Source organism: Methylobacterium nodulans ORS 2060 (assembly GCF_000022085.1).
Lineage (GTDB): Bacteria > Pseudomonadota > Alphaproteobacteria > Rhizobiales > Beijerinckiaceae > Methylobacterium > Methylobacterium nodulans.
Genome location: NC_011894.1, coordinates 6,958,369 through 6,979,419 on the forward strand (window position 1 = coordinate 6,958,369; position 21,051 = coordinate 6,979,419).

Annotated in this window: 21 protein-coding genes and 1 pseudogene; 4 read left to right on the top strand and 18 right to left on the bottom strand. The window is 68.0% G+C overall.

The window, feature by feature from the left end; all coding sequences use genetic code 11:
• Positions 1-38 precede the first annotated feature (38 nt).
• The gene (locus MNOD_RS32470; protein ID WP_015933185.1) at positions 39-407 is read right to left on the bottom strand and encodes a hypothetical protein; all 369 of its coding nucleotides are present in this window, start codon (positions 405-407) and stop codon (positions 39-41) included.
• A gap of 495 nt (positions 408-902) precedes the next feature.
• On the opposite strand from MNOD_RS32470, the gene MNOD_RS50160 reads away from it, so the two are divergent.
• Both MNOD_RS50160 and MNOD_RS47335 read left to right on the top strand, forming a co-directional pair.
• Entirely contained in the window at positions 903-2,546 is a 1,644-nt protein-coding gene (locus MNOD_RS50160; protein ID WP_015933186.1) for a calcium-binding protein, read from the top strand.
• Between the two features lie 111 nt (positions 2,547-2,657).
• Positions 2,658-2,753 (top strand): annotated as a pseudogene (locus MNOD_RS47335) (IS6 family transposase); the annotation flags it as partial.
• A gap of 318 nt (positions 2,754-3,071) precedes the next feature.
• On the opposite strand, the gene MNOD_RS48430 reads toward MNOD_RS47335, so the two are convergent.
• The 3 genes from MNOD_RS48430 to MNOD_RS48435 all read right to left on the bottom strand — a co-directional run bounded on the left by MNOD_RS48430 (position 3,072) and on the right by MNOD_RS48435 (position 4,690).
• The gene (locus MNOD_RS48430; protein ID WP_043749836.1) at positions 3,072-3,266 is read right to left on the bottom strand and encodes a hypothetical protein; all 195 of its coding nucleotides are present in this window, start codon (positions 3,264-3,266) and stop codon (positions 3,072-3,074) included.
• A gap of 503 nt (positions 3,267-3,769) precedes the next feature.
• Positions 3,770-4,471 carry an MFS transporter gene (locus tag MNOD_RS50790; protein ID WP_015933188.1) on the bottom strand — a complete coding sequence of 234 codons (702 nt, stop codon included), beginning with the start codon at positions 4,469-4,471 and terminating at the stop codon, positions 3,770-3,772.
• A gap of 27 nt (positions 4,472-4,498) precedes the next feature.
• Entirely contained in the window at positions 4,499-4,690 is a 192-nt protein-coding gene (locus MNOD_RS48435; protein WP_198157566.1) for a hypothetical protein, read from the bottom strand.
• A gap of 154 nt (positions 4,691-4,844) precedes the next feature.
• Here MNOD_RS48435 and MNOD_RS47340 point away from each other — a divergent pair, with 154 nt between their 5' ends.
• Both MNOD_RS47340 and MNOD_RS32495 read left to right on the top strand, forming a co-directional pair.
• A complete protein-coding gene (locus MNOD_RS47340; protein WP_157091613.1) occupies positions 4,845-5,096 on the top strand; it encodes a hypothetical protein in 252 nt (83 codons plus the stop codon).
• A gap of 84 nt (positions 5,097-5,180) precedes the next feature.
• Positions 5,181-6,119, top strand: coding sequence for an oxygenase MpaB family protein (locus tag MNOD_RS32495; protein WP_015933190.1), 939 nt, complete (start codon positions 5,181-5,183; stop codon positions 6,117-6,119).
• A gap of 166 nt (positions 6,120-6,285) precedes the next feature.
• Here the strand turns inward: MNOD_RS32495 and MNOD_RS32500 are convergent, their stop codons facing one another.
• The 14 genes from MNOD_RS32500 to MNOD_RS32565 form a co-directional block, all read right to left on the bottom strand.
• The gene (locus MNOD_RS32500; RefSeq protein WP_015933191.1) at positions 6,286-8,622 is read right to left on the bottom strand and encodes an FdhF/YdeP family oxidoreductase; all 2,337 of its coding nucleotides are present in this window, start codon (positions 8,620-8,622) and stop codon (positions 6,286-6,288) included.
• A 278-nt stretch (positions 8,623-8,900) separates the two neighbouring features.
• Entirely contained in the window at positions 8,901-9,182 is a 282-nt protein-coding gene (locus MNOD_RS32505) for a cytochrome C oxidase subunit IV family protein (protein ID WP_015933193.1), read from the bottom strand.
• The gene (locus MNOD_RS32510; protein ID WP_015933194.1) at positions 9,179-9,826 is read right to left on the bottom strand and encodes a cytochrome c oxidase subunit 3 family protein; all 648 of its coding nucleotides are present in this window, start codon (positions 9,824-9,826) and stop codon (positions 9,179-9,181) included. Before MNOD_RS32510 ends, MNOD_RS32505 begins: the two co-directional genes overlap by 4 nt.
• Positions 9,823-11,499 (bottom strand): cytochrome c oxidase subunit I, encoded by a 1,677-nt coding sequence (locus MNOD_RS32515; RefSeq protein WP_015933195.1) that lies wholly within the window; start codon positions 11,497-11,499, stop codon positions 9,823-9,825. Before MNOD_RS32515 ends, MNOD_RS32510 begins: the two co-directional genes overlap by 4 nt.
• A complete protein-coding gene (gene coxB / locus MNOD_RS32520) occupies positions 11,496-12,437 on the bottom strand; it encodes a cytochrome c oxidase subunit II (RefSeq protein WP_015933196.1) in 942 nt (313 codons plus the stop codon). Before coxB ends, MNOD_RS32515 begins: the two co-directional genes overlap by 4 nt.
• Complete coding sequence (locus MNOD_RS32525) at positions 12,434-13,462, bottom strand: thioredoxin domain-containing protein (RefSeq protein WP_015933197.1); 1,029 nt, start codon at positions 13,460-13,462, stop codon at positions 12,434-12,436. Before MNOD_RS32525 ends, coxB begins: the two co-directional genes overlap by 4 nt.
• Positions 13,459-13,863: a hypothetical protein gene (locus MNOD_RS32530; RefSeq protein ID WP_015933198.1), complete on the bottom strand. Its 405-nt coding sequence runs from the start codon at positions 13,861-13,863 to the stop codon at positions 13,459-13,461. Before MNOD_RS32530 ends, MNOD_RS32525 begins: the two co-directional genes overlap by 4 nt.
• A complete protein-coding gene (locus MNOD_RS32535) occupies positions 13,853-14,815 on the bottom strand; it encodes a hypothetical protein (protein ID WP_043749841.1) in 963 nt (320 codons plus the stop codon). The genes MNOD_RS32530 and MNOD_RS32535 overlap by 11 nt, the downstream gene beginning before the upstream one ends.
• Positions 14,812-15,330, bottom strand: a complete 519-nt coding sequence (locus MNOD_RS32540) for a c-type cytochrome (RefSeq protein ID WP_015933200.1) — start codon at positions 15,328-15,330, stop codon at positions 14,812-14,814. The genes MNOD_RS32535 and MNOD_RS32540 overlap by 4 nt, the downstream gene beginning before the upstream one ends.
• Positions 15,327-15,854 (bottom strand): DUF3341 domain-containing protein, encoded by a 528-nt coding sequence (locus tag MNOD_RS32545; RefSeq protein ID WP_015933201.1) that lies wholly within the window; start codon positions 15,852-15,854, stop codon positions 15,327-15,329. Before MNOD_RS32545 ends, MNOD_RS32540 begins: the two co-directional genes overlap by 4 nt.
• A complete protein-coding gene (gene nrfD, locus MNOD_RS32550) occupies positions 15,854-17,218 on the bottom strand; it encodes an NrfD/PsrC family molybdoenzyme membrane anchor subunit (RefSeq protein WP_015933202.1) in 1,365 nt (454 codons plus the stop codon). Before nrfD ends, MNOD_RS32545 begins: the two co-directional genes overlap by 1 nt.
• Entirely contained in the window at positions 17,215-20,097 is a 2,883-nt protein-coding gene (locus tag MNOD_RS32555) for a 4Fe-4S dicluster domain-containing protein (protein WP_015933203.1), read from the bottom strand. The genes nrfD and MNOD_RS32555 overlap by 4 nt, the downstream gene beginning before the upstream one ends.
• The gene (locus MNOD_RS32560) at positions 20,085-20,744 is read right to left on the bottom strand and encodes a cytochrome c3 family protein (RefSeq protein ID WP_043752734.1); all 660 of its coding nucleotides are present in this window, start codon (positions 20,742-20,744) and stop codon (positions 20,085-20,087) included. Before MNOD_RS32560 ends, MNOD_RS32555 begins: the two co-directional genes overlap by 13 nt.
• Entirely contained in the window at positions 20,744-20,986 is a 243-nt protein-coding gene (locus tag MNOD_RS32565; protein WP_015933205.1) for a hypothetical protein, read from the bottom strand. The genes MNOD_RS32560 and MNOD_RS32565 overlap by 1 nt, the downstream gene beginning before the upstream one ends.
• Between the last annotated feature and the right edge of the window lie 65 nt (positions 20,987-21,051).

The window sequence follows — 21,051 nt, forward strand, 5'->3', positions numbered from 1 at the left end:
GATTGTGATTGGTTAATAGAAAGAAAATGGCTTTCTAATCATGAAATATATTTGCCAGTGACGCGATGGTTGCCCAAGTCGTCGGCGATGGCGTAGACGCGCACGACCTCCTGCGGCAGCCAGCTCTCAACGTCCTCCAGGAAGGCCACCCAGTGGGCGGCGCCGCGACCCGGGTAGAGGCACGAGAAGGCGGCGCCCGTCGCCGGGCAGAACGCCCCGAAGACATAGCCGTTGCCACGCCGGCCAGAGTCGATCTCCTGCTGGGCGCGCCCCGCCGGGGTCGGCTGGGGTCGAACCAGGTCCCGGCCCGGATCGCTCTTGGCGCTGAGAGGGCCCATCTCGTCTGGACAGATAACGAGGCTGCCCTCACGCGGCGTGGTGGAGAGCGTCTCGATGCGCCCCTTCATGGGATGACCAGGGTGAGCGGAACTCCATCTTGGCCGGGACTTGTCCCCGAGACCGGATAGGTTGGTGCAGACCAGTCAGAGTCCGTTGGGAAAGGTAACCGAGAGAAAATGCGGGATGGTAGAGCATGTCTGCTCGTCTCGAACGTGTAAAAGTTTGGATTTGACCCATCAGACAATGTCTGCATTGGTCGCACTTAACGACCTTTGCCAGCATACCTCGCCAGCGAGCCCCGCCCTCAAGCCCGCGGCCATGGGGCTTGACCGCAGGGCTCAGCCGAGATGGCATATTCATGCCGTCTCCACTCGGTTCCAGCTCCCTGCATTTTTTCAGCTAACTTCACCACGCACTCTGGGCTTCGGCTCGGGGGTGCAATTCTGCGTTTGAAGCCTTATCCTGCCCCGCCAAGGCCGGCTATTTCGTTGCCGGGGACATTGTGCTCTCCTGCATGGTGCGAGGGCTCCGTCAGCAGTTGCTCGGATGAGACGGGGGATTCGATGGCAGTCTACTACGTCGACTCTGCCGCCGGCAGCGACAGCAACAACGGTGCGTCCACCTCGACCGCGTTCGCGTCCATCGCGAAGGTGAACTCGCTGAACCTCCAGCCCGGTGACCAGGTCCTGTTCAAGGCCGGCTGCAGCTTCTCTGGCACCCTCGCCATCAACGCCTCCGGCACGTCCACCAGCCGCATCGTGATCGGCTCGTACGGCACCGGGGCTGACCCCGTATTCAGCAGCGCTACGACGACCATCGAGGGCGGTACGGCTGCCATCATCGTCGACGGCAACTACGTCTCGGTCAGTGACATCAAGATCACGTCAGGTTCCGCGGCCGGCATCGTCGTCAATGGCAACTGGGCAACCGTCAAGGACAGCGAGATCACCGGGACCGGCACGGGCATCCTCGTGACGGGCGAGAACGGCCTCTACACCAGCAACTACGTCCATGACACCATCATGGTCCGCAACACCCAGGGCACCTCGGCCCCGGACAACAACGACGACTACGGCGCGACCGCCTTCAGCATCGCAGGCTCGCACAACGAGTTCTCGTTCAACACCATCGACGACTGCAAGGCGGCGTCCTACGACTACGGCTGGGACGGCGGCGCGTTCGAGATCTGGAAGACCGTCGACGACATCTACATCCACGACAACACCGCCACCGACTCGTGCGGCTTCATCGAGACCGGCGGCGAGACGGGCGATACCGTCAGCAACCTCGTGATCCAGAACAACCTGTCGAAGGACAACGGGGGCTTCCTCTACTTCCACAACGACGGCGGCACGTTCGGGGTGGAGCACGACAGGGTCGACATCTCTTACAACACCATCATCGAGAGCGACCCCGACGCCATCCTCGTCGGCACCGACGGCCCCGTCGGCTCGGAGATGGACTTCCACAACAACATCGTCGTGGCCTCGGACGGCGCCTCTCACCAGGGCTGGGTCGTGTTCAACGAGCCCTGGTCCTCGCGCTCGTACAACTTCTACGAGGGTGACGTCGAGACCGACCAAGTGAACGGTGTTGCGGTCGACGACCTCACCGCGACCGAGGTCCGTGGCGACGTCGGCTTCGTGTCGTCCACCGACTTCCACACCCTCGGCACCGACGGGCTCGGGATGGGCTCCTACGGCGCCCAGGGCCAGACCTCTTCTGGCACCGACGGCAACGACGCCGTGCAGCTCGGCTTCGGCTCCGATGTCTACAACGGTGGCCTGGGCAACGACACCATCAACGGTGGCCTGGGCAACGACACCATCAACGGCGGCGGCGGCAACGACGTCATCGAGGGCGGCGCTGGCTTCGACTGGCTGACGGGCAGTGCCGGTTCCGACACGTTCGTGTTCAACGGGGACACGATCTCCTCCACGGGAATCGACCACATCACGGACCTCAACTCCGCTGACGATATGATCGATCTCGGCGAGGCTTTCTCGTCGCTGTCCAAGGGGACGCCCCCCGCCAGTGAGTTCCGCGCCGGCACGGACGCCCAGGACCCCGACGACTACCTCATCTACGACCAGGGCGCCGGCCGGCTCTGGTACGACGCCGACGGTAACGGCGGCGGGTACAAGCAGCTGATCGCGACCTTCGAGCGCGGCACCTATCTGGACCGCTGGAATTTCTGGGTCTTTTGAGTTGGCTACACGGTGGGTTCGATCGGCGGTCCTGTCGCCAAGGTAAGGGCGTTCACGGGTCATTAGGCATACCCGCCGAGCTTGCCGTCTCCGTCCCGGAGCCGGCCCAGGATCTTGGACGCTCTTGCCCTCAAGCTAAAGCGCCAAACCCATGGCGACTTCACGGGCCGGCACTTCGAGGCCACACGGATCGTGCAGGCCGCCTCTTGTACCTGCGCTGCCGACCTCGCCCTACCGACGCTTACACGTCCCGCGCGGTCTCGCGCGCGACGCCCGATACAGCCTCCCGATGGACAGGGAGAACCCGGAGGTGTGCTTGCCCACACCCACGAGGTGAGCATGCGCAACCTGCGGACGGATCGGCCAGCAAAGGTTACAGACCCGCGCCGACAGGCGAGGTTGCCTGATGCTGGTCTGAACGAGTCCACCTCAGCCCGCCTGGTCCTGCCGTGGCGGGCTCTTCTCGGCCCATACACCGGCTTACGCGCCCGCCGGCGGTTCATCACCCTGCAGGCGAGCAAGGTCTTATTCGAGTTGCCGGGGCATCTCGTCGCGTTCGAACAACTCGTGAGCTGCGCAGTCCACGGCGACGAGCCGGCCCTGGTAGTACCCCCAATCACTCTGCTCGTACTCGAATGGAGCGCCGTCCATGTCTGGGATGTACTTCCACTCTGGAAAGAGGTCGTCGGCCAGTAAGTGATCGTGTTCTGCATCCGTCATCTGTCTAGCAGCTCGTTGCATGAGCAGGATCCTAACCGGCAAGCAAGCTACAACCGGACATAAGAGCTGCCGATTGACCTCACTTTCCTGCCGATATGTCTTAGCATAACCTAAGTTGCAGCGGCTTCCTCTCTTCCATTTATCGGTGCATATACAGGCGAATTTGAAAGCGAACGGCCCCACTGCGACTACACGTCGCGAAACCCCTTTGCCGAACCGGATCAACTTCCCCCTATCGCTGACCTCGCCCTGGCGCAGACCTTGCCTCACCCTCCGATAGCCTTCCGCCACCGCTCAAGAGCAGCTTCGAGAGGACGAATCTCGCAAGCCGCTCCGACCCCTGGGGCTCTGCCGTCCCGGCAGCCTTTTGAACGGCTCCGCTGGCCGCAACGGATCAGAACCCTCCCGCCCGGCGCAGCCGCTCAAGAGCAGCCTCGAGCGCCGATTCCGACTCCCTTCGAATCTTCTCACCCATAATCAGACCGGTTCCCAGTGAGCTTCGCTTATGGGCAAGTTGAGCGGTCGGCATAGCGCTGGAGAGCGCAGGAAGGCTCGCAGGCGGGCGCGGCGGCTGGCCGGATGATAAGGAGGCGGGCCCGCGGCTCCATTCGAGGACAGTGGGGAGGGGACGTCGAGGGTGGGCGAGTCGGGCATGGTGGGACGCTGCCCGCGGGCTCAACGGCGCGCCAGCTCCCGCTGATCGTCGTCCACCGCGATGGCCCGGCCGTTCCGGCGCATGCGCCAGCCGTGCGCGAATGCGATGCTAGGGTCTCGGGAATGAGCCCGTCCGTGCCCGCAGCGAGGTAGCTTGCAGTCGTGGCCGCCGCCATGCAGATGCCCTGCAGCACCCGGAGGGCGGCGAAGAGCCAGAGGTCGGGCAGGGTCCCGAGCAGGGCGGTCGGGATGGCAAGGAGCAGCAGGCTGACGACCACGCCGCGGCGGCGGTCGATGCGCGGGCCGAGCAAGGCCACGCCGAGGCCGCCGAGGGCCATGCCGAGCGTGGTCGCGTTGACGGCGAAGCCGATGGCCGCCGGGCTCACCGCGTAGGCACGGGCGAGGGACGGGAGGATGGCCTGGGTGGCGAACAGGTCCACCACGGTCAGGAAGGCCATCAGGCCGATGACCAGGTTGCGGACGAGGTCACCCGCCTGGGTGCTCTCGCGCGGCGTCGGCCCGCTCAGGCCGAGAGTGCCGGGATCTGGCATGGTCCGTCTCCTCGCCCTCGCGCGACCTCACATCTGATGCGGGTCGCTCTTCGGGTGGAAAAGGTCGGCCGAGAGCAGGACGGCGGTCGTGTTGCCGGCGTTCTTCCACCAATGCGCGGTGGCGTGCGTCGCGCAGGACAAACGCGACTGCTCGCCGGGCTCAATGCCGGGTGAACTCGACCTTGTGATCTGCAGACCAACGACCGAGCTGCCCGGCATCGCGCAGTTCGGTGCCACGCGGGCCTATCGCGAGACCCGGATCGTGCTCGCGACACAGGGCGGAGAGGATCCACGGCCGAAGCTCCGAGACTTGAGGGTTGCCGCGCTCCCCGGCGATCCCGGCGCCGCGTGGCTTCGATCCAGAGGCGCTGAGGTGGCGACAGAAGAGGATCTGCGCGCAGCCTCAGCGCCCGCCATCTCGATCGAGGATGGGCGGGCACGCGCTCTCGGTGTCCGGCTCACCGCGACCGTGCTGGTCGTGCCGCGGGGCGAGCACGTCTCGCTCTCGGACCTGGATCAGGCCTCCAAACAGGCCCGTGCCCTCGACTGGCGGCTCTCAGACCTGGTGATCTGTCTTGTGGCGGCCCTCCCGGACTGGATCGCGCGAACGAAATCCAGCACATGAAACCACAGCCCCAGACTGCTCTGCCGTAGTCGGATAAAATCGGCGATGCGATCATCAACACCTTGAGTACGGATCTGTGCTTCAATGATCGTCGGCCTTGCTGATCTCGAACGAAGCCTGGATCATGTCCGAGCCGAGGCCGCCGGGCTGCACGAAGGCGCGTTCGGTCCAGATTCGGCCCTGTGGCAGGTCGACCGGGAGGCAATCGTCTTCCTGGGCGCCGGCCGCGCGCTGCTGATGCAACTCGCCCATCCCTGGGTCGCGGCTGCGATTGCGGACCATTCGACGGCTCTGGATGACCCAATCGGGCGCTTCCATCGCACGTTCGGAATCGTGTTCGCTCTGGTGTTCGGATCGCTCGATCAGGCGCTCACGACTGCTCGACGTTTGCATCGGCGGCATGCGTCGATTCGGGGGACGATGCCGGAGCGGGTCGGGCCTTATCCGAAAGGATCGGGCTACCTCGCGAACGAGGCCTCGGCCCTGATGTGGGTTCATGCCACGCTTGTGGATACGGCCCTTGCCACCTACGAGCTCGTGTGCCCGCCACTCGGGTCAGGAATGCGCGAGCGGTACTTCCAGGAGAGCCGCAGGCTCGGCGCTCTGTTCGGGATCCCCTACGAAGCGCAGCCGCCGGATGGGCCAGGGTTCGGTCGGTACATGGAATCCATGCTCAGCTCGGACGTGCTCACGGTCGGCGAGGTCGCACGCGTGACGGGCGCCCGTGTCCTGAGCGGTGCGGGTCGGGTGCCGGTGCCGCACTGGTATAGGGACCTCACCGCCGGCTTGCTTCCTGACCGCTTGCGCTCTTCCTTTGGACTGCCCTACGGCAGGCACGAACAGCGCAGGGCCGCACGGGCCTTGGAGGTTCTTCGGCGGATCCATCCGCTTCTGCCGGCCCGCATCCGGTATGTCGGACCTTACTTCGAGGCCTCAGGGCGGCTATCCGGCACTCGCCAGCCCGACCGTATCACCCGATGGTTAAACCGCCTTTGGATTGGCCGTTCGTCTCTCCCGAGTTGATGCCGGGCCGTGTCCTTCCTGGCGGTGTAGCCGGCTGTATTCGCGAGGTGCGCCACCGGGCGGTGCCGGGCTACCTGTCCGTGGAGGCGGATCGCGGCAGGGACGGGTGTGCGGCGCTCTGGGCCTATCACGACCGCGTCATGGCGAGCCTGGCCCCTACACCAGATCAGACATCGGTGGTCGCATGGTCCAGTGGCTCGCGCCGTACCGTCACGAGGTCGGTCTCGGCGGAGGCTCGGATGCGGACCGGGATGGATTTTGCGGCCGGAGTCTTCGACTGCTCGTCGTGATGCGAGAGCGGCATCAGCGGGTTCATCTCCGGATAGTAGGCACCCAAGCACCCGTCCGGCAGCGAGAAGGGGACGACCTTCAACCCGGACACCTCCCGGTCCACGCCATCCTCCGCGTCGCTCACCAGGGACACAATCTGACCCTCGTGGAGATTCGCCCGCTTCATCTCGTCATGATTGATGAGAAGGACGTCCCGCGTGCCCTCGATCCCGCGCATGCGATCGCTGTAGCCGTAGATCGTCGTGTTGAACTGGTCGTTCGACCTTATCGTGATCAGCCGGTAGCGGCCCGGCGCGTCCTTGAAGCCGCTGGCAGTCATCGTCTTGGGCGTCGTGAACTCGGCCTTGCCGCTCTTCGTCTTCCATATCCGTTCGCGTGCCGAATTGCCCCGATAGAAGCCGCCCGGTGTCCACATTCGTTCGTTGAAGTCGTGGAACTCCTCTGAGTAGGTCTCGGCGATCTCGTCGCGAATCAGCGCATAATCGCCCACCCATTCGTCCCACTTCACCTTCGGGTTGGGCTTGAGCGTCGCCTTGGCGAGGCCCGCCACGATCGCGACCTCCGACTTGAGGGACTCACTCGCTGGCGTGCGCCGCCCCAGCGATCCGTGGATGCAGCTGAACGTGTCCTCGATGCTGACCGCCTGCGGGCCGGTCGCCTGCAGGTCCTCTTCGGTTCGGCCACGGCAGGGCAACAGGTAGGCGATCTCGCCATTCACGAGGTGACTGCGGTTGAGCTTGGTTGCCACCTGTACGGTCAGCCGCATCTTCGTCCAGGCGCGCTCCATCCGGTCGCGTTCTGGGATGGCGCGTACGAAATTGCCGCCGAGCCCGAAGAAGGCCTTCACCGTGCCGGCCAGGATGCCCTCGCAGGCTTCCACCGTGTTCATGCCCTTGTCGCGCGGCGGCTCGAAGCCGAACTGGGCGGCGATCTTGTCGAGGGGGACGAGTTCGGGCTTTTCGGAGATGCCGACCGTGCGCTGCCCCTGGACGTTCGAGTGTCCGCGCACGGGCGAGATGCCGGTGCCATCCCGTCCGATATTGCCCTTGAGGAGCAGCATGTTGACGAAGAGGGCGATGTTCTCGAAACCGTGCACGTGCTGCGTCAGCCCCATGCCGTAGATCCCGATCACCCGGTCGGCCTCGACATAGACCTGGGCGGCGCCCTCGATGTCGCTCCGGCTCAGACCCGATTCGCGCTCGATCTCCTCCCAGGAGGTGGCCCGGACCTTGGCCTCAAATTCCTCCAAGCCTGTCGTATGCTGCGCGATGAAATCGACGTCGAGCACGCGCTTGCCCTGCTTTTTCGCCTCATCGTCGGCCGCGAGGACATGCTTGCAGATACCCATGAGGATCGCGACGTCGCCGCCCGGCCGCACCTGATGGTACTGCGCGCTGATCCGGGTCTCCTGCCCGGTGAGCATCTCCACAGGGTTCTGTGGGTTGATGAAGACCTCCAGGCCCTTCTCGCGTACAGGGTTGAAGGTGATGATCGGGACCCCGCGCTTGGCCGCCTCTTGGAGCGGGTGCAGAAAGCGCGGCGAGTTGGAGCCGGTGTTCTGGCCGAAGAAAAACATCGCGTCGCAATTCGATAGGTCATCGAACACGACCGTGCCGACTCCGGCACCGATCACCTTCTTGAGCGCCACGGCGGTGGTCTCGTGGCACATGTTGGATGAGTCCGGGAGATTGTTATTCCCATACATCCGCGCGAAGAGTGCATAGAGATAGGATGCCTCGAGGCTGGCGCGACCCGACGAATAGAAAACGACCGATTTTGGATCGAACATCCTGAGCTCGGACCCGATCTCGCGGAAGGCTTCCTCCCACTCGCACGGGACATACTTGTCGGTCGCCGGATCATAGCGCATCGGGTGCGTGAGCCGCCCCTGCTGCTCAAGGTCATAATCCTTCCAGTTCCGCAGCTCGGTCAGCGTGTGCTTGGCGAAAAAATCCGGAGTACAGCGGCGGCTGGTCAGCTCCCAGAGAGTGGCCTTGGCGCCGTTCTCGCAGAACTCGAAGGGATGATAGTTCGCCGGCTTGGACCAGGAGCAGGAGACGCACATGAAGCCGCGCGGCTTGTTCTGGCGGTACAGCGTCTCGGTCGCAAGGGGGGTCGCCCACTCCTTGCCGAAGATGCGGGCGATGCCCCGGATAGAGCCCCAACCGCCGGCCGGACCGTCATAATGCGCCGTGTTCTCCTCACCAGGCATCCCTATTCTCCACTGACAGGAGTGGTGGACATGGACTGCTCCCCTTCCAACCAGCTGTGTCGCTTCGGCGCTTTCGCAACTGCCGGAAGCGGCCTCGGAGTGCCCCGTCCATTCAGAAACCGTGCGCTGACGTACCGTGTTCCTCGCCTGCCAAGTTTCGTGCCGTTTTGGACTTTCATGCCGCTCAGCTCGTCTTTGGCCATTCAGGCGGCCTGGCAAATGGCGCAAGGCCCCGAGCACCGAATGCCGGAACCGCAATGGCATCCTGGTTGGAGCGTTCAGGAGCGGGTCAACACGTCGCTGAGCGTCAGCGCGAACAGGACGCCCGCCCAGATGAAGCCGGCGGCGGCCGCAAGGCGCACCAGCCCGCGGGCCTCCTTCAGCTCCATGTAAAACACCAGCACAAGGAGCGCCTTCACGGCCGCGATGCCGAAGCCGATCGCCGTTGTGAGCGATCCGAGCTTCCAGAACGCGGCGAAGTAGCTCAGCGTGAGCAGCCCGAGGAGAGCCGCCCAAACCGCGAGGTTGCGAAGCCAGAGGGAGCGGATTGTCGGGCTCATGACGACCGCCCCGGCAGGTAGAAGACCGGGTAGAGGAAGACCCAGACGATGTCGACGAGGTGCCAGTACAGGCCCGTCACCTCGACGTCGGGGCTCTCGCGCAGCTCCAGCCGCCCGAGCAGGCCTTGCAGCGCGAGCCGTCCGACGAGGACGATCCCGATCGACAGGTGGACCGCGTGCACCCCCGTCATCACCCAGTAGAGGGCGAAGAAGATCTGGGCCGGCGCCTCGGGCAGCGGGAAGTCCGGACCCGGCACGAGGCTCCTGTCGAGGTCCTCGCGGTACTCGAAGCCCTTCACGACAAGGAAGGCGACGCCCAGCGCCGCGGTGAGCGCGAGGCAGACGATCACGAGACGGCGCAGGTCCTCCCGGGCGGCCGATCCCTGCACGGCGACCGCCATGGTGAGGCTGCTGGTGAGCAGGATCGCCGTGTTGAGGGTGCCGAAGGTGAGGTTCGTCTCGCGGCCTGCGGCCGCGAAGGCCTCCGGGTGGCCGATCCGCATCACCGCGTAGGTCAGGATCAGCGCCCCGAAGAACAGCATCTCGCTCGCGAGGAAGAGCCAGATGCCGAAGGTGGCCCCGTGCTTCTGCCGCCCGAGGTCGGACCAGGGCTCGCGGATCAGCCGCTCGGCGGCCTCGCTCATTGCAGCAGCTCCTGCTCGCGCTGATAACTCGGCGGGCCGACCTCCGCCGACTGGCCCTCCGGGTGATAGTCGTAGGGGCCGCGCGCCACCCGCGGCTGGCGGAGGAAGTTCTTGTGCGGGGGCGGCGAGGTCGTGCTCCATTCGAGCCCGGTCGCGTCCCAGGGGTTGCTCGGCGCCTTGGCCGCGTAGAAGAGCGACCAGGTCAGGTAGCCGAGCGGCAGCAGGTAGGCCGCCGCCAGGATCGCGGCGCCGGACGACGACATCACGTTGTAGATCTGGAACTCCGGCGGATAGGTGTGGTAGCGCCGCGGCATCCCGAGATACCCGGCGACGAACTGCGGAAAGAAGGTCAGGTTGAAGCCGAAATACATCAGGATGGCGGCGAAGCGGGCCCAGGATTCCGGGTACATCTTGCCCGTCACCTTCGGCCACCAGAGGTGCAAGCCACCGAAGAAGGCCGAGACCGAGCCGCCCACCATGATGTAGTGGAAATGCGCGACGACGAAGTAGGTGTCGGTGACGTGCACGTCGATCGGGATGGCGGCGAGGAACAGCCCCGACAGGCCGCCCGTCGTGAACAGCCCGATGAAGCCGAGGGCATAGAGCATCGGGGCGCTGAACGCGATCTGGCCGCGGTAGAGCGAGAAGGTCCAGTTGAAGACCTTGATGGCCGACGGCACCGCGATGATGAAGGACAGGAACGAGAAGATCAGGGCAGCAAAGGGCGACATGCCCGATACGAACATGTGGTGCCCCCAGACGAAGAAGCCGATGCCGGCGATCGCCAGGATGGCGTAGACCATGAAGCTGTAGCCGAAGATGCGCCGCCGCGCGAAGACCGGGATGATCTCCGAGACGACGCCCATGGCCGGCAGCACCATGATGTAGACGGCCGGGTGCGAGTAGAACCAGAACAGGTGCTGGAACAGGATCGGGTCGCCGCCGCGGTTGGGGTCGAAGATCGGCAGGCCGAGCCAGCGCTCGGCCATCACCAGCAGGAGCGAGATCGCCAGCACCGGCGTCGCCAGCACGATGATGATGCTGGTCGCGTAGACCGCCCAGACGAAGAGCGGCAGGCGGAACCACGTCATGCCGGGGCAGCGCAGCATGTGCACGGTCGCGATGATGTTGACGCCCGTGGCGATGGTGGAGAATCCGGCCAGGAACACGCCCATCGCCGCCGCGAAGACGTGCGAGTTCGAGAACATCGTCGAGAAGGGCGTGTAGAAGGTCCAGCCGGTATCGACCCCGCCGGCGATCAGCGCGTAGACGGTGCAGGCCCCGGCCGCCACGGTGAGGTACCAGCTGAACAGGTTGAGCCGCGGGAAGGCGAGGTCCGAGGCGCCGATCATCAGCGGCACCAGGAAGATGCCGAGCGTGTTCGGGATGGAGGGCACCAGGAAGAACCACACCATCACGATGCCGTGGAATGAGAAGAGCTTGTTGTAGGTGTCCGAGGTGATGAGGTGGCCTTCCGGCGAGACGAGTTCCAGGCGCACCACGGTGATCGCCGCGCCGCCCATGAAGAAGAAGAGCGTGATCACGATCGCGAACAGGATCGCGATGCGCTTGTGATCGGTGGTGGTGAGCCAGGAGCCGACCGTGCGGCTGAACCGCAGGTAGTCCGGCTCGGTCGGCAGGGGCAGTTCGCCGAGCGCGGCGGAATCGCTCATGACCGGTCCTCCGGGCTGTGGGCGAGGGAGCGGATGTAGGCGACGAGGCTCTGGATCTCGCCCTCCGAGAGCCTCCCTGCGAAGCTCGGCATGATCGGCTCGTAGCCGGCGACCACGTCCTTCTTCGGCTGCAGGATGGAGTCGCGCAGATACGCCTCGTCCGCCGTGACGATGCGGCCGTCGCTGAGCGCGACCGTGCGGCCGTAGAGGCCGGCGAGGCTCGGCGCGTGGACCTTCGCGGAGGGCGCGTGGCAGCCCGAGCAGCCGCGCTCGACGAAGAGCGCCGCCCCCTCCTTGGCGAGGTCGTCCCCTTCAGGCTGGGCGGCGAGCCACGCGGCGTAGTCCTCGGGCGTCATCACCACGATCTTACCCCGCATGCGGGAATGGTCGGTGCCGCAATACTCGGCGCAGAGCAGGTGGAAGACGCCGAGCTTCGTTGCCTGGAACCAGGTCTCATGGAGCTGGCCCGGCACGACGTCCTGCTTGAGGCGGAAGGCCGGCACGAAGAAGGAGTGGATCACGTCCTGCGAGCGCAGCGCGAGGCGCACCGGCACGCCGATCGGCACGTGCAGCTCGTTGATCTCGCGGGCGCCGTTGCTGTGCAGCGTCTTCCACATCCACTGCTTGGCGACGACCTGCACCTCGATCGCGTCCTTGGGCGGCAGGAAGGCCTTGATCTCGACCGAGGTGGCCCACCAGAACAGAAAGACGAACAGGAACAGGGTCGCGCTGGTCCAGCCGATCTCGAATTCGCGGCTCATCACCTCGGGCATTGGCCCGCGCGGCGCCGCCGAGCCGCGCCGGTAGCGCACCGAGAAGCCGATCAGCAGGCAGAGGACGAGGAGCAGGATCGTGCCGGAGAGCGCGAGCAGCCCGGCGAAGATGACGTCGATGCGCTGGGCCAGCGTCGAGGCGGTCTCGGGCCAGAAGGAGATCACGAGGCCTCACGGGCGGCGCGGCCGCCCCCTCCGTCACGCCTCGGCGCCGCGGGGTCATGGTAAAGGCTCGGCTCCTCATGCTGAGGTGCTGCGGCTCCGCCGCAGCCTCGAAGCACCCAGGACCGCTCCTCCCGGTCACCCTTGTCCCGGACCAGCGGTTTGGGGTGCTTCGAGGCAGCCTTCGGGCGATCGAAGATCGCCCACAGCACTTCAGCATGAGGAGGGGGGTGGTCTCCAGAAGCGGTGGCTGCGCCGTTGCGGCCGAGGAACCACAAGGCAAGCGCCACCCCCAGCACCGTCAGCACGGCGGCGATCATCATGAGTCGCGAGATCGCGAGCGTGTAGATCCCGTGCGCCGCGTCGAAGCCGTAGCACAGCACCGCGAGCCGGCCCGCGACACCGCCGATCGTCCCCCGGCCCGCTTCCAGGAGCGCAAGGCGCAGGTCCCGCCCGTCGAGGGCGAGCGTCGAGAGCGCGCGGGAGAGATGCCCGTCCGGGGTGACGGCCAGCACGGCGGCCGGGTGGGCGAACTGGTCGTGCTCGGCGTCGTAGGCGGTGTGGTAGCCGACCGCGCGGGTGAGACCGGCGACCGCCGCCGCCTCGCCGCGCAGGAGCGTGGTGGCGTCCCGCAAGGCCGGATCCGCCACCTGGGCGTCAAGGAGGGCTCGGCCCTCCTGCAGGCTGTCCTTCGGGTCGAGGCCGAGCACGATCAGGCGGTAATCGGCGCCGGGCCGCAGGCCCGTCTGCGCGAGCACGCTCGCCACGACGGCGAGCGCGGGCCCGCACAGGGTCCGGCAGGTGAAGTCGACGGGCAGCACCAGCGCCGGGCGTTCGCCGAGCGCGTCACCGAGCGCGAGGACGCGCCCGGTCTGGTCCGTGAAGCGCAAGGCCAGGGGAAGCCGCGCGCCGGCCGGGGGCGAGAGGCCGGCGCCCGCCAGATCGGCCTCGGACAGGCCGGCTTGGGCGGTCACTGGGGCGGCCACCGGAAGGAGTGCGATCAGCAGGGCGAGGAGGATGCGCCTCATGGCCGCCGGCTCTCCTTGATCGGGCCGGGCGCCGAAGCGGGGGCGCCGACCGGGTCGAAGGCCGCCGCTCCCCGGCCGGCCAGGATTTCCATCGCGCGGGTGATCGGGATCCGGATCACGCCGTGGTCGCGGTCGACCCAGCCGTAATGGGAGAGGTTCTCATGCTGCGCATCGAGGAGGCGCTTGAGGTCGCCCGGCGGGTCGAGCTGCAGGCCGGGCTGGGGCATCGCCCGCGGCGGAACCTGCCCGTGAGGGAGGGTGGTCCGGTCGTAGTAGAGCTTCAGCGCGCCCATCGTCAGGCCCGTGAAGACCGCGAAGCCGAAGACGGGGCCAAGCACCCGCAAGACCGGGACGCCGGGGGCTTCCGGGGGCTGATCCTTGCGGGCGGCGTCAGTGGACATGGCCAGGGCCCCTTGCGAAAAGCGGCGCCGTCCAGCGGACGAGGCCGATGGTGAGGGCAGCGAGCAGGCAGAGGCTCGCACTGGCGAGGAGGAGGGCGAGGCCGCGCTCGTCGAAGGCCGGGACGACGAGCCAGAGCCGGTGCAGGGCGACCCCGAGGAGCACGAGGGCGCCGACGAGGCGCAGGACCGATCGGTTCTGGCGCAGGCTCTTGCGCAGCAGCAGCGCGAAGGGGAGGACGGCGCCCGCCACGAGGGCAGCGACGAGGAGCCAGACGAAGCCGTGCTCGGTGCGGCGCAGGTACCACTCCGCCTTGTCGGGCAGGTCGCCGTACCACGCCACGATGAAGGACATCAGGCCGATATAGACGGTGCCGAGCAGCGTCGCGATCAGGAGCCCGCCGAGATCCCCGGCCCGCTCGGTATCGAGCGAGGCCGGCGCCAGCAGGGCCGCGAAGGCGAGGGCGGAGAGGATCTGCTCGATGGCGAAGCCCGCCGCGAAGGCCGAGGAGACGAAGCCGGGCTCGACCGACAGCACCCAGTCGACCGCGATCACGCTGATCAGGATTCCGTGGAGGAGGAGCGCCAGGGCGGCGAAGAGCGGTCCGCCCCTTCCCGCCGCGACGACGAGCCCGACGGCCGACCAGACCACCAGCGCCAGCGTCGAGCGGGCGAGAAAGAAGGTCGGGTTCAGGAACTGGGGGCCGACCTGCGGCGGCGCATGGGCCGGATCGGCGGCCCAAGGATAGATTGCCGCCAGGGCGAGCCCGATCGGCACGAAGGCGAGGGCTGCGAGCGGCATCAGCGCCGCCGTCGGGCGCAGCACCGGCCCGAGCGCCTCGCCCCAGCGCCCGCCGGTGAGGCCGTGGATGAGGAGCAGCACGAGGCTGCCGATCGGGATGCCGCTCCAGGCGGCATAGGCGGCGAGCCAGCCGCGGACGGCCTGATCCATCACGGCAGCCTCCCGCTGGCCTCGGGCGCCTCGGCGAGGGTCGCGTGGCGCGACAGCTGCAGGGCCCGGATATAGGCGGCGATGGCCCAGCGCTCCGCGGGCGGGACGCGCGCCGCGTAGGAATACATCACGCCGTAGCCGTTGGTGATGACGTCGACGAAGTGGGTGGCCGGCGCGGCGCGCAGGCGCTCGGAATGGTAGGAGGGCGGCGGCGGGAAGCCCCGCTGCACGATCATGCCGTGCCCGTCGCCGTCATAGCCGTGGCAGGGCGAGCAGAAGACGTCGTAGCGATCGCGGCCGAGCCTGAGGAGCGCGGGCGTCACCTCCGGCTGGACCCTGAGCGCGGCGTCGCGGGCGAGGTCGCCCTCCGCCACGGTGCCGGCCGGCAGCGGCTGCGCCGAGGTGCCATCCAGCCAGATCGTCGAGGGCGCGTAGGCGTCGTAGCGCTTCTGCTGGAAGAGGCTCTGGTCCTGGCAGCCGGCGAGGAGCGCGGCTGCGAGCAGCACGGCCCGTCTCATCGCCGCACCTCGAACACCACGAGGGCGCCCGCCTCCTCGAGGAGATGACGCAGCGCGATGCCGTCGCCCTCCGCGTTCGTCTCCGCAGCGAGCAGGAAGAAGCGATCCTGGCTCGCCCGCTCGAAGCCCGGGATCTCGAAGAGGGGATGGTGCAGGCGCGGCAGGCCGCTGCCCCACAGGAAGGCGAGGAGCCCCGTGAGCGCCGCCGCGAAGACCCCGACCTCGAAGGGAACGAGCAGGAAGACCGGCCAGCTGTGGAGCGGGCGCCCGCCCGAATTGAGCGGGTAATCGATGACCGCGCTATACCACTCTATGCCGTAGGCCAGAGCCGCGACGCCGAAGCCTCCGATCAGCATCGCCCAGCGGATGCGGGTCGGGCGCTCTTCCGGCTCCAGCACGGTCTCGGCATCCTCCACGCGATAGGGCGTGAAGGTGTCGAGGGGCCGGTGGCCCCTCTCCCGCACCGTTCGGGCGGCCCGGACCAGACTCTGCGGATCCGCGAAGGCGGCGAGCATCTCTCCCATCAGGCGGCCTCCTTGTGGGAGAGCTGACGCACCTCGTGCATCGATACGGCCGGCACCACCCGCACGAGGATGAGGAAGAAGAAGGCGAACAGGCCGAGCGGCCCGAACAGGAAGGACCAGTCCCAGAATGTCGGGTGGAAGACCCGCCAGAGGCTCGCCGCGTAGCCGTGCGAGAGCGTCGTCCAGATGATCAGGATGCGCTCCAGCCACATCCCGGCATTGATGATGATCGAGAGCACGACCATGGCCGGGATGCTGCGCCGCAGGCGTCGCAGCCAGAGGGCCTGCGGCAGCACCACGTTGCAGGCGAGCATCGCCCAGTAGAGGGCGGCGTAGTCGCCCGTGACCTCGTAGGCGACGAGACCGCGCTCGCCGGGCTTGCCCCCGTACCAGGCCGTGAACCACTCGGTGGCGTAGGACAGGCCCATGACGAGGGAGGCCGTGAGCATGACCCGGCCGATCACCTCGAAGTGGTTGACCGTGATCACCGCCTGGAGCCGCAGGCCCCAGCGCACCAGCGCCGCCAGCACCACCACCATGGCGAAGCCCGAATACATAGCGCCGACCACGAAGTAGGGCGGGAAGATGCTCTCCTGCCAGCCCGGCATCAGGCTTGCCGCGAAATCGAGCCCGACGATCGAGTGGACCGAGCAGACGAGGGGCACCGCGAGGGCCGCCATCGTGGTGTGCAGGGTTTCGAGCCGCCGCCAGTGACGGGCCGAGCCGCGCCAGCCGAGGGCCAGCGCGCCGTAGAAGACCTGGGCGCCGCGAGAGCTCGCCCGGTCGCGCATCGTCGCGAGGTCGGGCAGCAGGCCGACATACCAGAACAGGAGCGAAAACAGGAGGTAGCTGACGATCGCCCAGAAGTCCCAGACGAGGGCGCTGCGCCATTGCGGCCAGAGCCCCATGGTGTTGGGGTAGGGGGCGAGCCAGTAGGCGTAGATCGGCCGGCCGAGGTGGAAGATCGGGAAGAGCCCGGCGATCGCGACCGCGAACAGGGTCATCGCCTCGGCGAAGCGATTGATCGAGGCGCGCCAGCGCTGCCGGGTGAGGAGCAGCATCGAGGAGATCAGCGTGCCGGCGTTGCCGATGCCGATCCACCAGACGTAGTTGGCGATGGCGACGCCCCACACCACCGTGGTGTTGATGCCCCAGACGCCGACGCCCCGCCAAAACAGCCACGCGATGGCGACGAGGGTGAGGAGCACGAAGGGCAGGGTGAGCGCGAGGGCGATCCACCATCCCTTGCCGACGCCGATCAGGATCGGGTTGACGATTGCGTCCGTGATGGCGACGTCGCTCGCCCGCTCGGAGGCGATCCAGCGATGGGCCGGTGGGGCTTTCGCCCGGAGATCCGCGCTCACGAGCCGTCTCCCTGGAAATCGGGGGCGGGATTGCGGAGGTCCGCCAGGTAGGTGGTGCGCGGGCGCGTGCCGAGATGGCCGAGGAGCGCGTAGTGGCGCGGCTCCTTCTTCAGGCGGGCGACGTCGGATTCCTGGTCCGCGAGGTCGCCGAACACGATGGCCCGCGTCGGGCAGGCGTCCTGGCAGGCGGTCGTGACCTCGCCCCGGCCGAGCGGGCGCCCGTCGCGCTCGGCGGCGCGCCGTGCGCCGCTGATGCGCTGGATGCAGTAGGTGCACTTCTCCATCACGCCGCGCTGGCGGACACTCACCTCCGGGTTGCGCTGCGCCGGCAGCGGGTCGAGGCCGAGATTGGCGTATTCCTGCCCGTCCGCGTAGCCGAGGAAGTTGAAGCGCCGGACCTTGTAGGGGCAGTTCGCTTCGCAGAAGCGGGTGCCGATGCAGCGGTTGTAGACCTGGACGTTCAGGCCCTCGCCGTCATGGACCGAGGCCGCGACGGGGCAGACCGGCTCGCAGGGCGCGTGCTCGCAATGCATGCAGGGCACCGGCTGGAAGCCGGGGCGCGGATGTCCTTTTCGGCCGCGATCGTAGGTATCGATGCGCAGCCAGTGCATCAGGCGCCCCTGCGCGATCTCCTCGGGCCCCACCACCGGCACGTTGTTCTCGGTCTGGCAGGCGATCACGCAGGCGTTGCAGCCGATGCAGAGCGAGGTGTCGATCACCATCGCCCAGGCATGGCCGTCCGCGTCGCCCGTCGAGGAACCGAGGAGGGTCGGGTGCGGGCCGCGCTTGGTGCCGGGTGCCTCCTTCGTGGCCGTGCGGCCCTCGGCGAGCGCGGCCATGGTGAGGAGCGGGTAGTTCTCCTTCGCCTCCCGCTCGCGGACGACGCGCTGCGTCGTGAGGATCCCGGGATGCTGGCCGGTCGGCGCGAGGGCGACATCATCGATCCGCCAGAGGGCGTCCTGGCGGCGCAACGCATAGGCGTTCGCGCCGATGCCGCTGCCGATCGCGCCGGCCTTCGTCCGGCCGTAGCCGAGGGTCAGGCTCGCGACGCCGGCCGCATGGCCCGGCACGACGGCGACCGGCACCTCGATGCCCCGCCCGTCGGCCGTGATCCGGACGAGATCGCCCTGCTTCACGCCGCGCCGCACCGCCTCCTCGGGCGAGAGCGAGAGGGCATTGCCCCAGACCTGCTTGGTGAGGGGCGCCGGGCATTCCTGGAGCCACGCATTGTTGGCAAAGCGTCCGTCCCAGACGGTCGGATCCGGCCGCAGCACCAGGGTGAGGTCGCCCGGGCCCGCGGCGGGATTGAGATCCGGCAGGCGCGGGGCGCCGACCGCGATCGGCGTGGCGGCGCTGTCCGGCACGACGCCATCATGGAGCACGCGCCGCCACCACGCTTCGAACGCAGCCTGCTTCGCGCCATTCTCGCCTGTGCCATCCTGTCCCGCCCGCCTAGTCTCGCGCCAAGTCTCGCGCACGAGGTCGTAGGCTGCAGCATCCGTCTCGCCGAGGAGCGCCGAGACGACCTCCTCCGCGGTGCGGGTGGCGTAGAGGGGCCGGATCAGCGGCTGCACCACCGAGGCGGTGCCGTCAATCGCCCGCAGGTCGCCCCAGCTCTCGAGCGGATGCGTCTCCGGCACGTGCCAGGAGGCGAGAATTGCGGTCTCGTCGACATAGAGGCCGAGATGGAGCCGGAAGGGCGCCTTCGCTGAGTTCTCCGCGAAGGCGAGGTCGGCAGGCGCGTCGTAGGCCGGGTTCACCCCGAGCATCACGAGGTCCGACACGGCGCCTGCCGCGAGATCGCGGGCGAGGTCGGGGAGCGAGCCGGGCATGCGGCCGGCGATCGCGTCGGGCGCTTCGATCCAGTCGAGGGGCGCGCCGATCTGGCCGTTGATCCAGTGCACCAGGGCGTGGAGGTCCGGCGGCAGGGTCGGCCCGGCGAGCACGAGGGCGGCGCCGTGGCGGGCCTTCAGGTCCTCGGCGGCCCGCGCCACGAGGCGGGCGGCCGCGTCCGGAAGCTGCGCGTCACGCGTGCCGGCCCCGAGCGCCTTCGCCAGCGCCACCGCCGCCTCGCCGATCTGCTGCGGCGGCAGGGCGAGGCGGTGGTCGGCCTTGGCGCCGGTCGGCATCGGCGTGGCCTCGATGGCGTAGAGGCGCGAGAAGCCGTCACCGGCCTCGGGCACGCGCCGGCTGCCGAAGCCGCGGCCGCTGCGGATCTGGTCGGGGCCGGGGCCGAGCGGGTCGGCGTCGAGGCTCACGATCACGGCGGCCCGGTCGAGATGGGGCAGGGGCGTCAGCGCGCGGCCGAAGGCGAGGGCAGCGCCCGCTCGGGCCGAGGCGTCCTCGGTCGGCTCGTAAGCGTGCCAGACCGCCTTCGGATAGGCGTCGAGCAGGCGGCCGATCTGGCGCTGGAGCGTCGGCGAGGTCACCCGGCCGGTGAGGAGCCGCAGGCCCTCGCCCTGGCTGCCCCGCCACCTTGAGACCTTCGGAACGAGGGCCTTCTGGAGCGCGCTCCAATTGGCGATGTCGCCGCCCTGCCGCACGGTCTTCGAGCGGTCGGGATCGTAGAGCGAGAGCACGGCCGCCTCGGCGAAGACGTCCGTCGCCCCAAGGCTCGCCGGGTGGCGCGGATTGCCGTCGACCTTGATCGGACGGCCGTCGACGGACCGCACCCGACAGCCGCGGCCGTAGCCGGCGAGCGGGAGCGTGCTGGCGAAGACGAGCGGCACGCCCCCCGTCACGCGCTCGGGCTGGACGACGTAGGGGACGATCTCCTCGTCGGGCTTGGCGCAGGCGCCCGCCGCGAGCGTGATGCCGGCGGCGAAGGCCCGGAGCGCCTCGCGGCGCGACAATCCGTTGGCGCCGGTCAGCGGTGGCATATCGAGCACTCGCTGAGACGGTCGGCGGACTGGATGTGGTACTGCGCCTTCAGCACCTTGCCGCGCGTCTCCTGGTCGGGGGGAGGGGTCCAGGTCATGTCGTAGACCTCCTCGCGGGAGCGCAGGTTCCTCTCGGGGTTGCGGTGGCAGTCGAGGCACCAGCTCATGGTGAGCGGCGCGGCCTGCCGCATCAGCGGCATGCTCTGGACGGCGCCGTGGCAGGTCGAGCAGCCGACGCCCTTGGCAATGTGCACGCTGTGGTCGAAATAGACATAGTCCGGCAGCGTGTGGACGCGCCGCCAGTGGATCGGGGTGTTGGTGGCGAGGCTCCCCCGCACCGGCGCCAGCATCTCGGCATTGGTCCAGATCTGCGAGTGGCAGGACATGCAGGTATGGGTCGGCGGCAGGCCGGCGAAGCGGGCCGTCTCGACCGAGGTGTGGCAGTAGCGGCAGGCGATCCCGAGCCCGCCGACATGGTGCTGATGGCTGAAGGGCACCGGCTGCTCGCGGACGACGTTCTGCTGCGTGGCGTAGGGCGAGGCCCAGAGCCGGTAGGTCAGCCCGACCGCGAGCACCGGGAATGCGGCCACCGAAACCATCAGGAGCCGGGCGATCGTGTCGGCGCCGGGTCGGAAGATCTGCACGATCAGGCGGACCGTCTGAGGGAGGGGGCCCAAGACTTCGAGGCGACGTGGCCGGCCCGGGGCGGCGGGCCGTGCTCGGGCGCCTCGGGCCGGTTCTCGGGTTGGGCGAAGCGGAAGCTCACGTCCGGCCGCGCCGCGCAGAGTCCGAGGAGCGGAAGCACGCCGAGACCGAAGGCGCCGACGTCGTCAACGAGCTGGAACCGGCTCTCCCGGGCGATGGTGACAACGCCTTGCATCGACGGCATGGGGTTCCTCGTCCAAGGAGCGCGGCGACCGGCCCTGCTTCGCTCCCGCCAACGCGGGGCGCCTG

Coding starts and splice junctions, on each gene's coding strand:
- MNOD_RS32470 (WP_015933185.1), bottom strand. CDS start 407: ATGAAGGGGCGCATCGAGACGCTCTCCACCACGCCGCGTGAGGGCAGC.
- MNOD_RS50160 (WP_015933186.1), top strand. CDS start 903: ATGGCAGTCTACTACGTCGACTCTGCCGCCGGCAGCGACAGCAACAAC.
- MNOD_RS48430 (WP_043749836.1), bottom strand. CDS start 3,266: ATGACGGATGCAGAACACGATCACTTACTGGCCGACGACCTCTTTCCA.
- MNOD_RS50790 (WP_015933188.1), bottom strand. CDS start 4,471: ATGCCAGATCCCGGCACTCTCGGCCTGAGCGGGCCGACGCCGCGCGAG.
- MNOD_RS48435 (WP_198157566.1), bottom strand. CDS start 4,690: ATGCCGGGCAGCTCGGTCGTTGGTCTGCAGATCACAAGGTCGAGTTCA.
- MNOD_RS32495 (WP_015933190.1), top strand. CDS start 5,181: ATGATCGTCGGCCTTGCTGATCTCGAACGAAGCCTGGATCATGTCCGA.
- MNOD_RS32500 (WP_015933191.1), bottom strand. CDS start 8,622: ATGCCTGGTGAGGAGAACACGGCGCATTATGACGGTCCGGCCGGCGGT.
- MNOD_RS32505 (WP_015933193.1), bottom strand. CDS start 9,182: ATGAGCCCGACAATCCGCTCCCTCTGGCTTCGCAACCTCGCGGTTTGG.
- MNOD_RS32510 (WP_015933194.1), bottom strand. CDS start 9,826: ATGAGCGAGGCCGCCGAGCGGCTGATCCGCGAGCCCTGGTCCGACCTC.
- MNOD_RS32515 (WP_015933195.1), bottom strand. CDS start 11,499: ATGAGCGATTCCGCCGCGCTCGGCGAACTGCCCCTGCCGACCGAGCCG.
- MNOD_RS32525 (WP_015933197.1), bottom strand. CDS start 13,462: ATGAGGCGCATCCTCCTCGCCCTGCTGATCGCACTCCTTCCGGTGGCC.
- MNOD_RS32530 (WP_015933198.1), bottom strand. CDS start 13,863: ATGTCCACTGACGCCGCCCGCAAGGATCAGCCCCCGGAAGCCCCCGGC.
- MNOD_RS32540 (WP_015933200.1), bottom strand. CDS start 15,330: ATGAGACGGGCCGTGCTGCTCGCAGCCGCGCTCCTCGCCGGCTGCCAG.
- MNOD_RS32545 (WP_015933201.1), bottom strand. CDS start 15,854: ATGGGAGAGATGCTCGCCGCCTTCGCGGATCCGCAGAGTCTGGTCCGG.
- MNOD_RS32555 (WP_015933203.1), bottom strand. CDS start 20,097: ATGCCACCGCTGACCGGCGCCAACGGATTGTCGCGCCGCGAGGCGCTC.
- MNOD_RS32565 (WP_015933205.1), bottom strand. CDS start 20,986: ATGCCGTCGATGCAAGGCGTTGTCACCATCGCCCGGGAGAGCCGGTTC.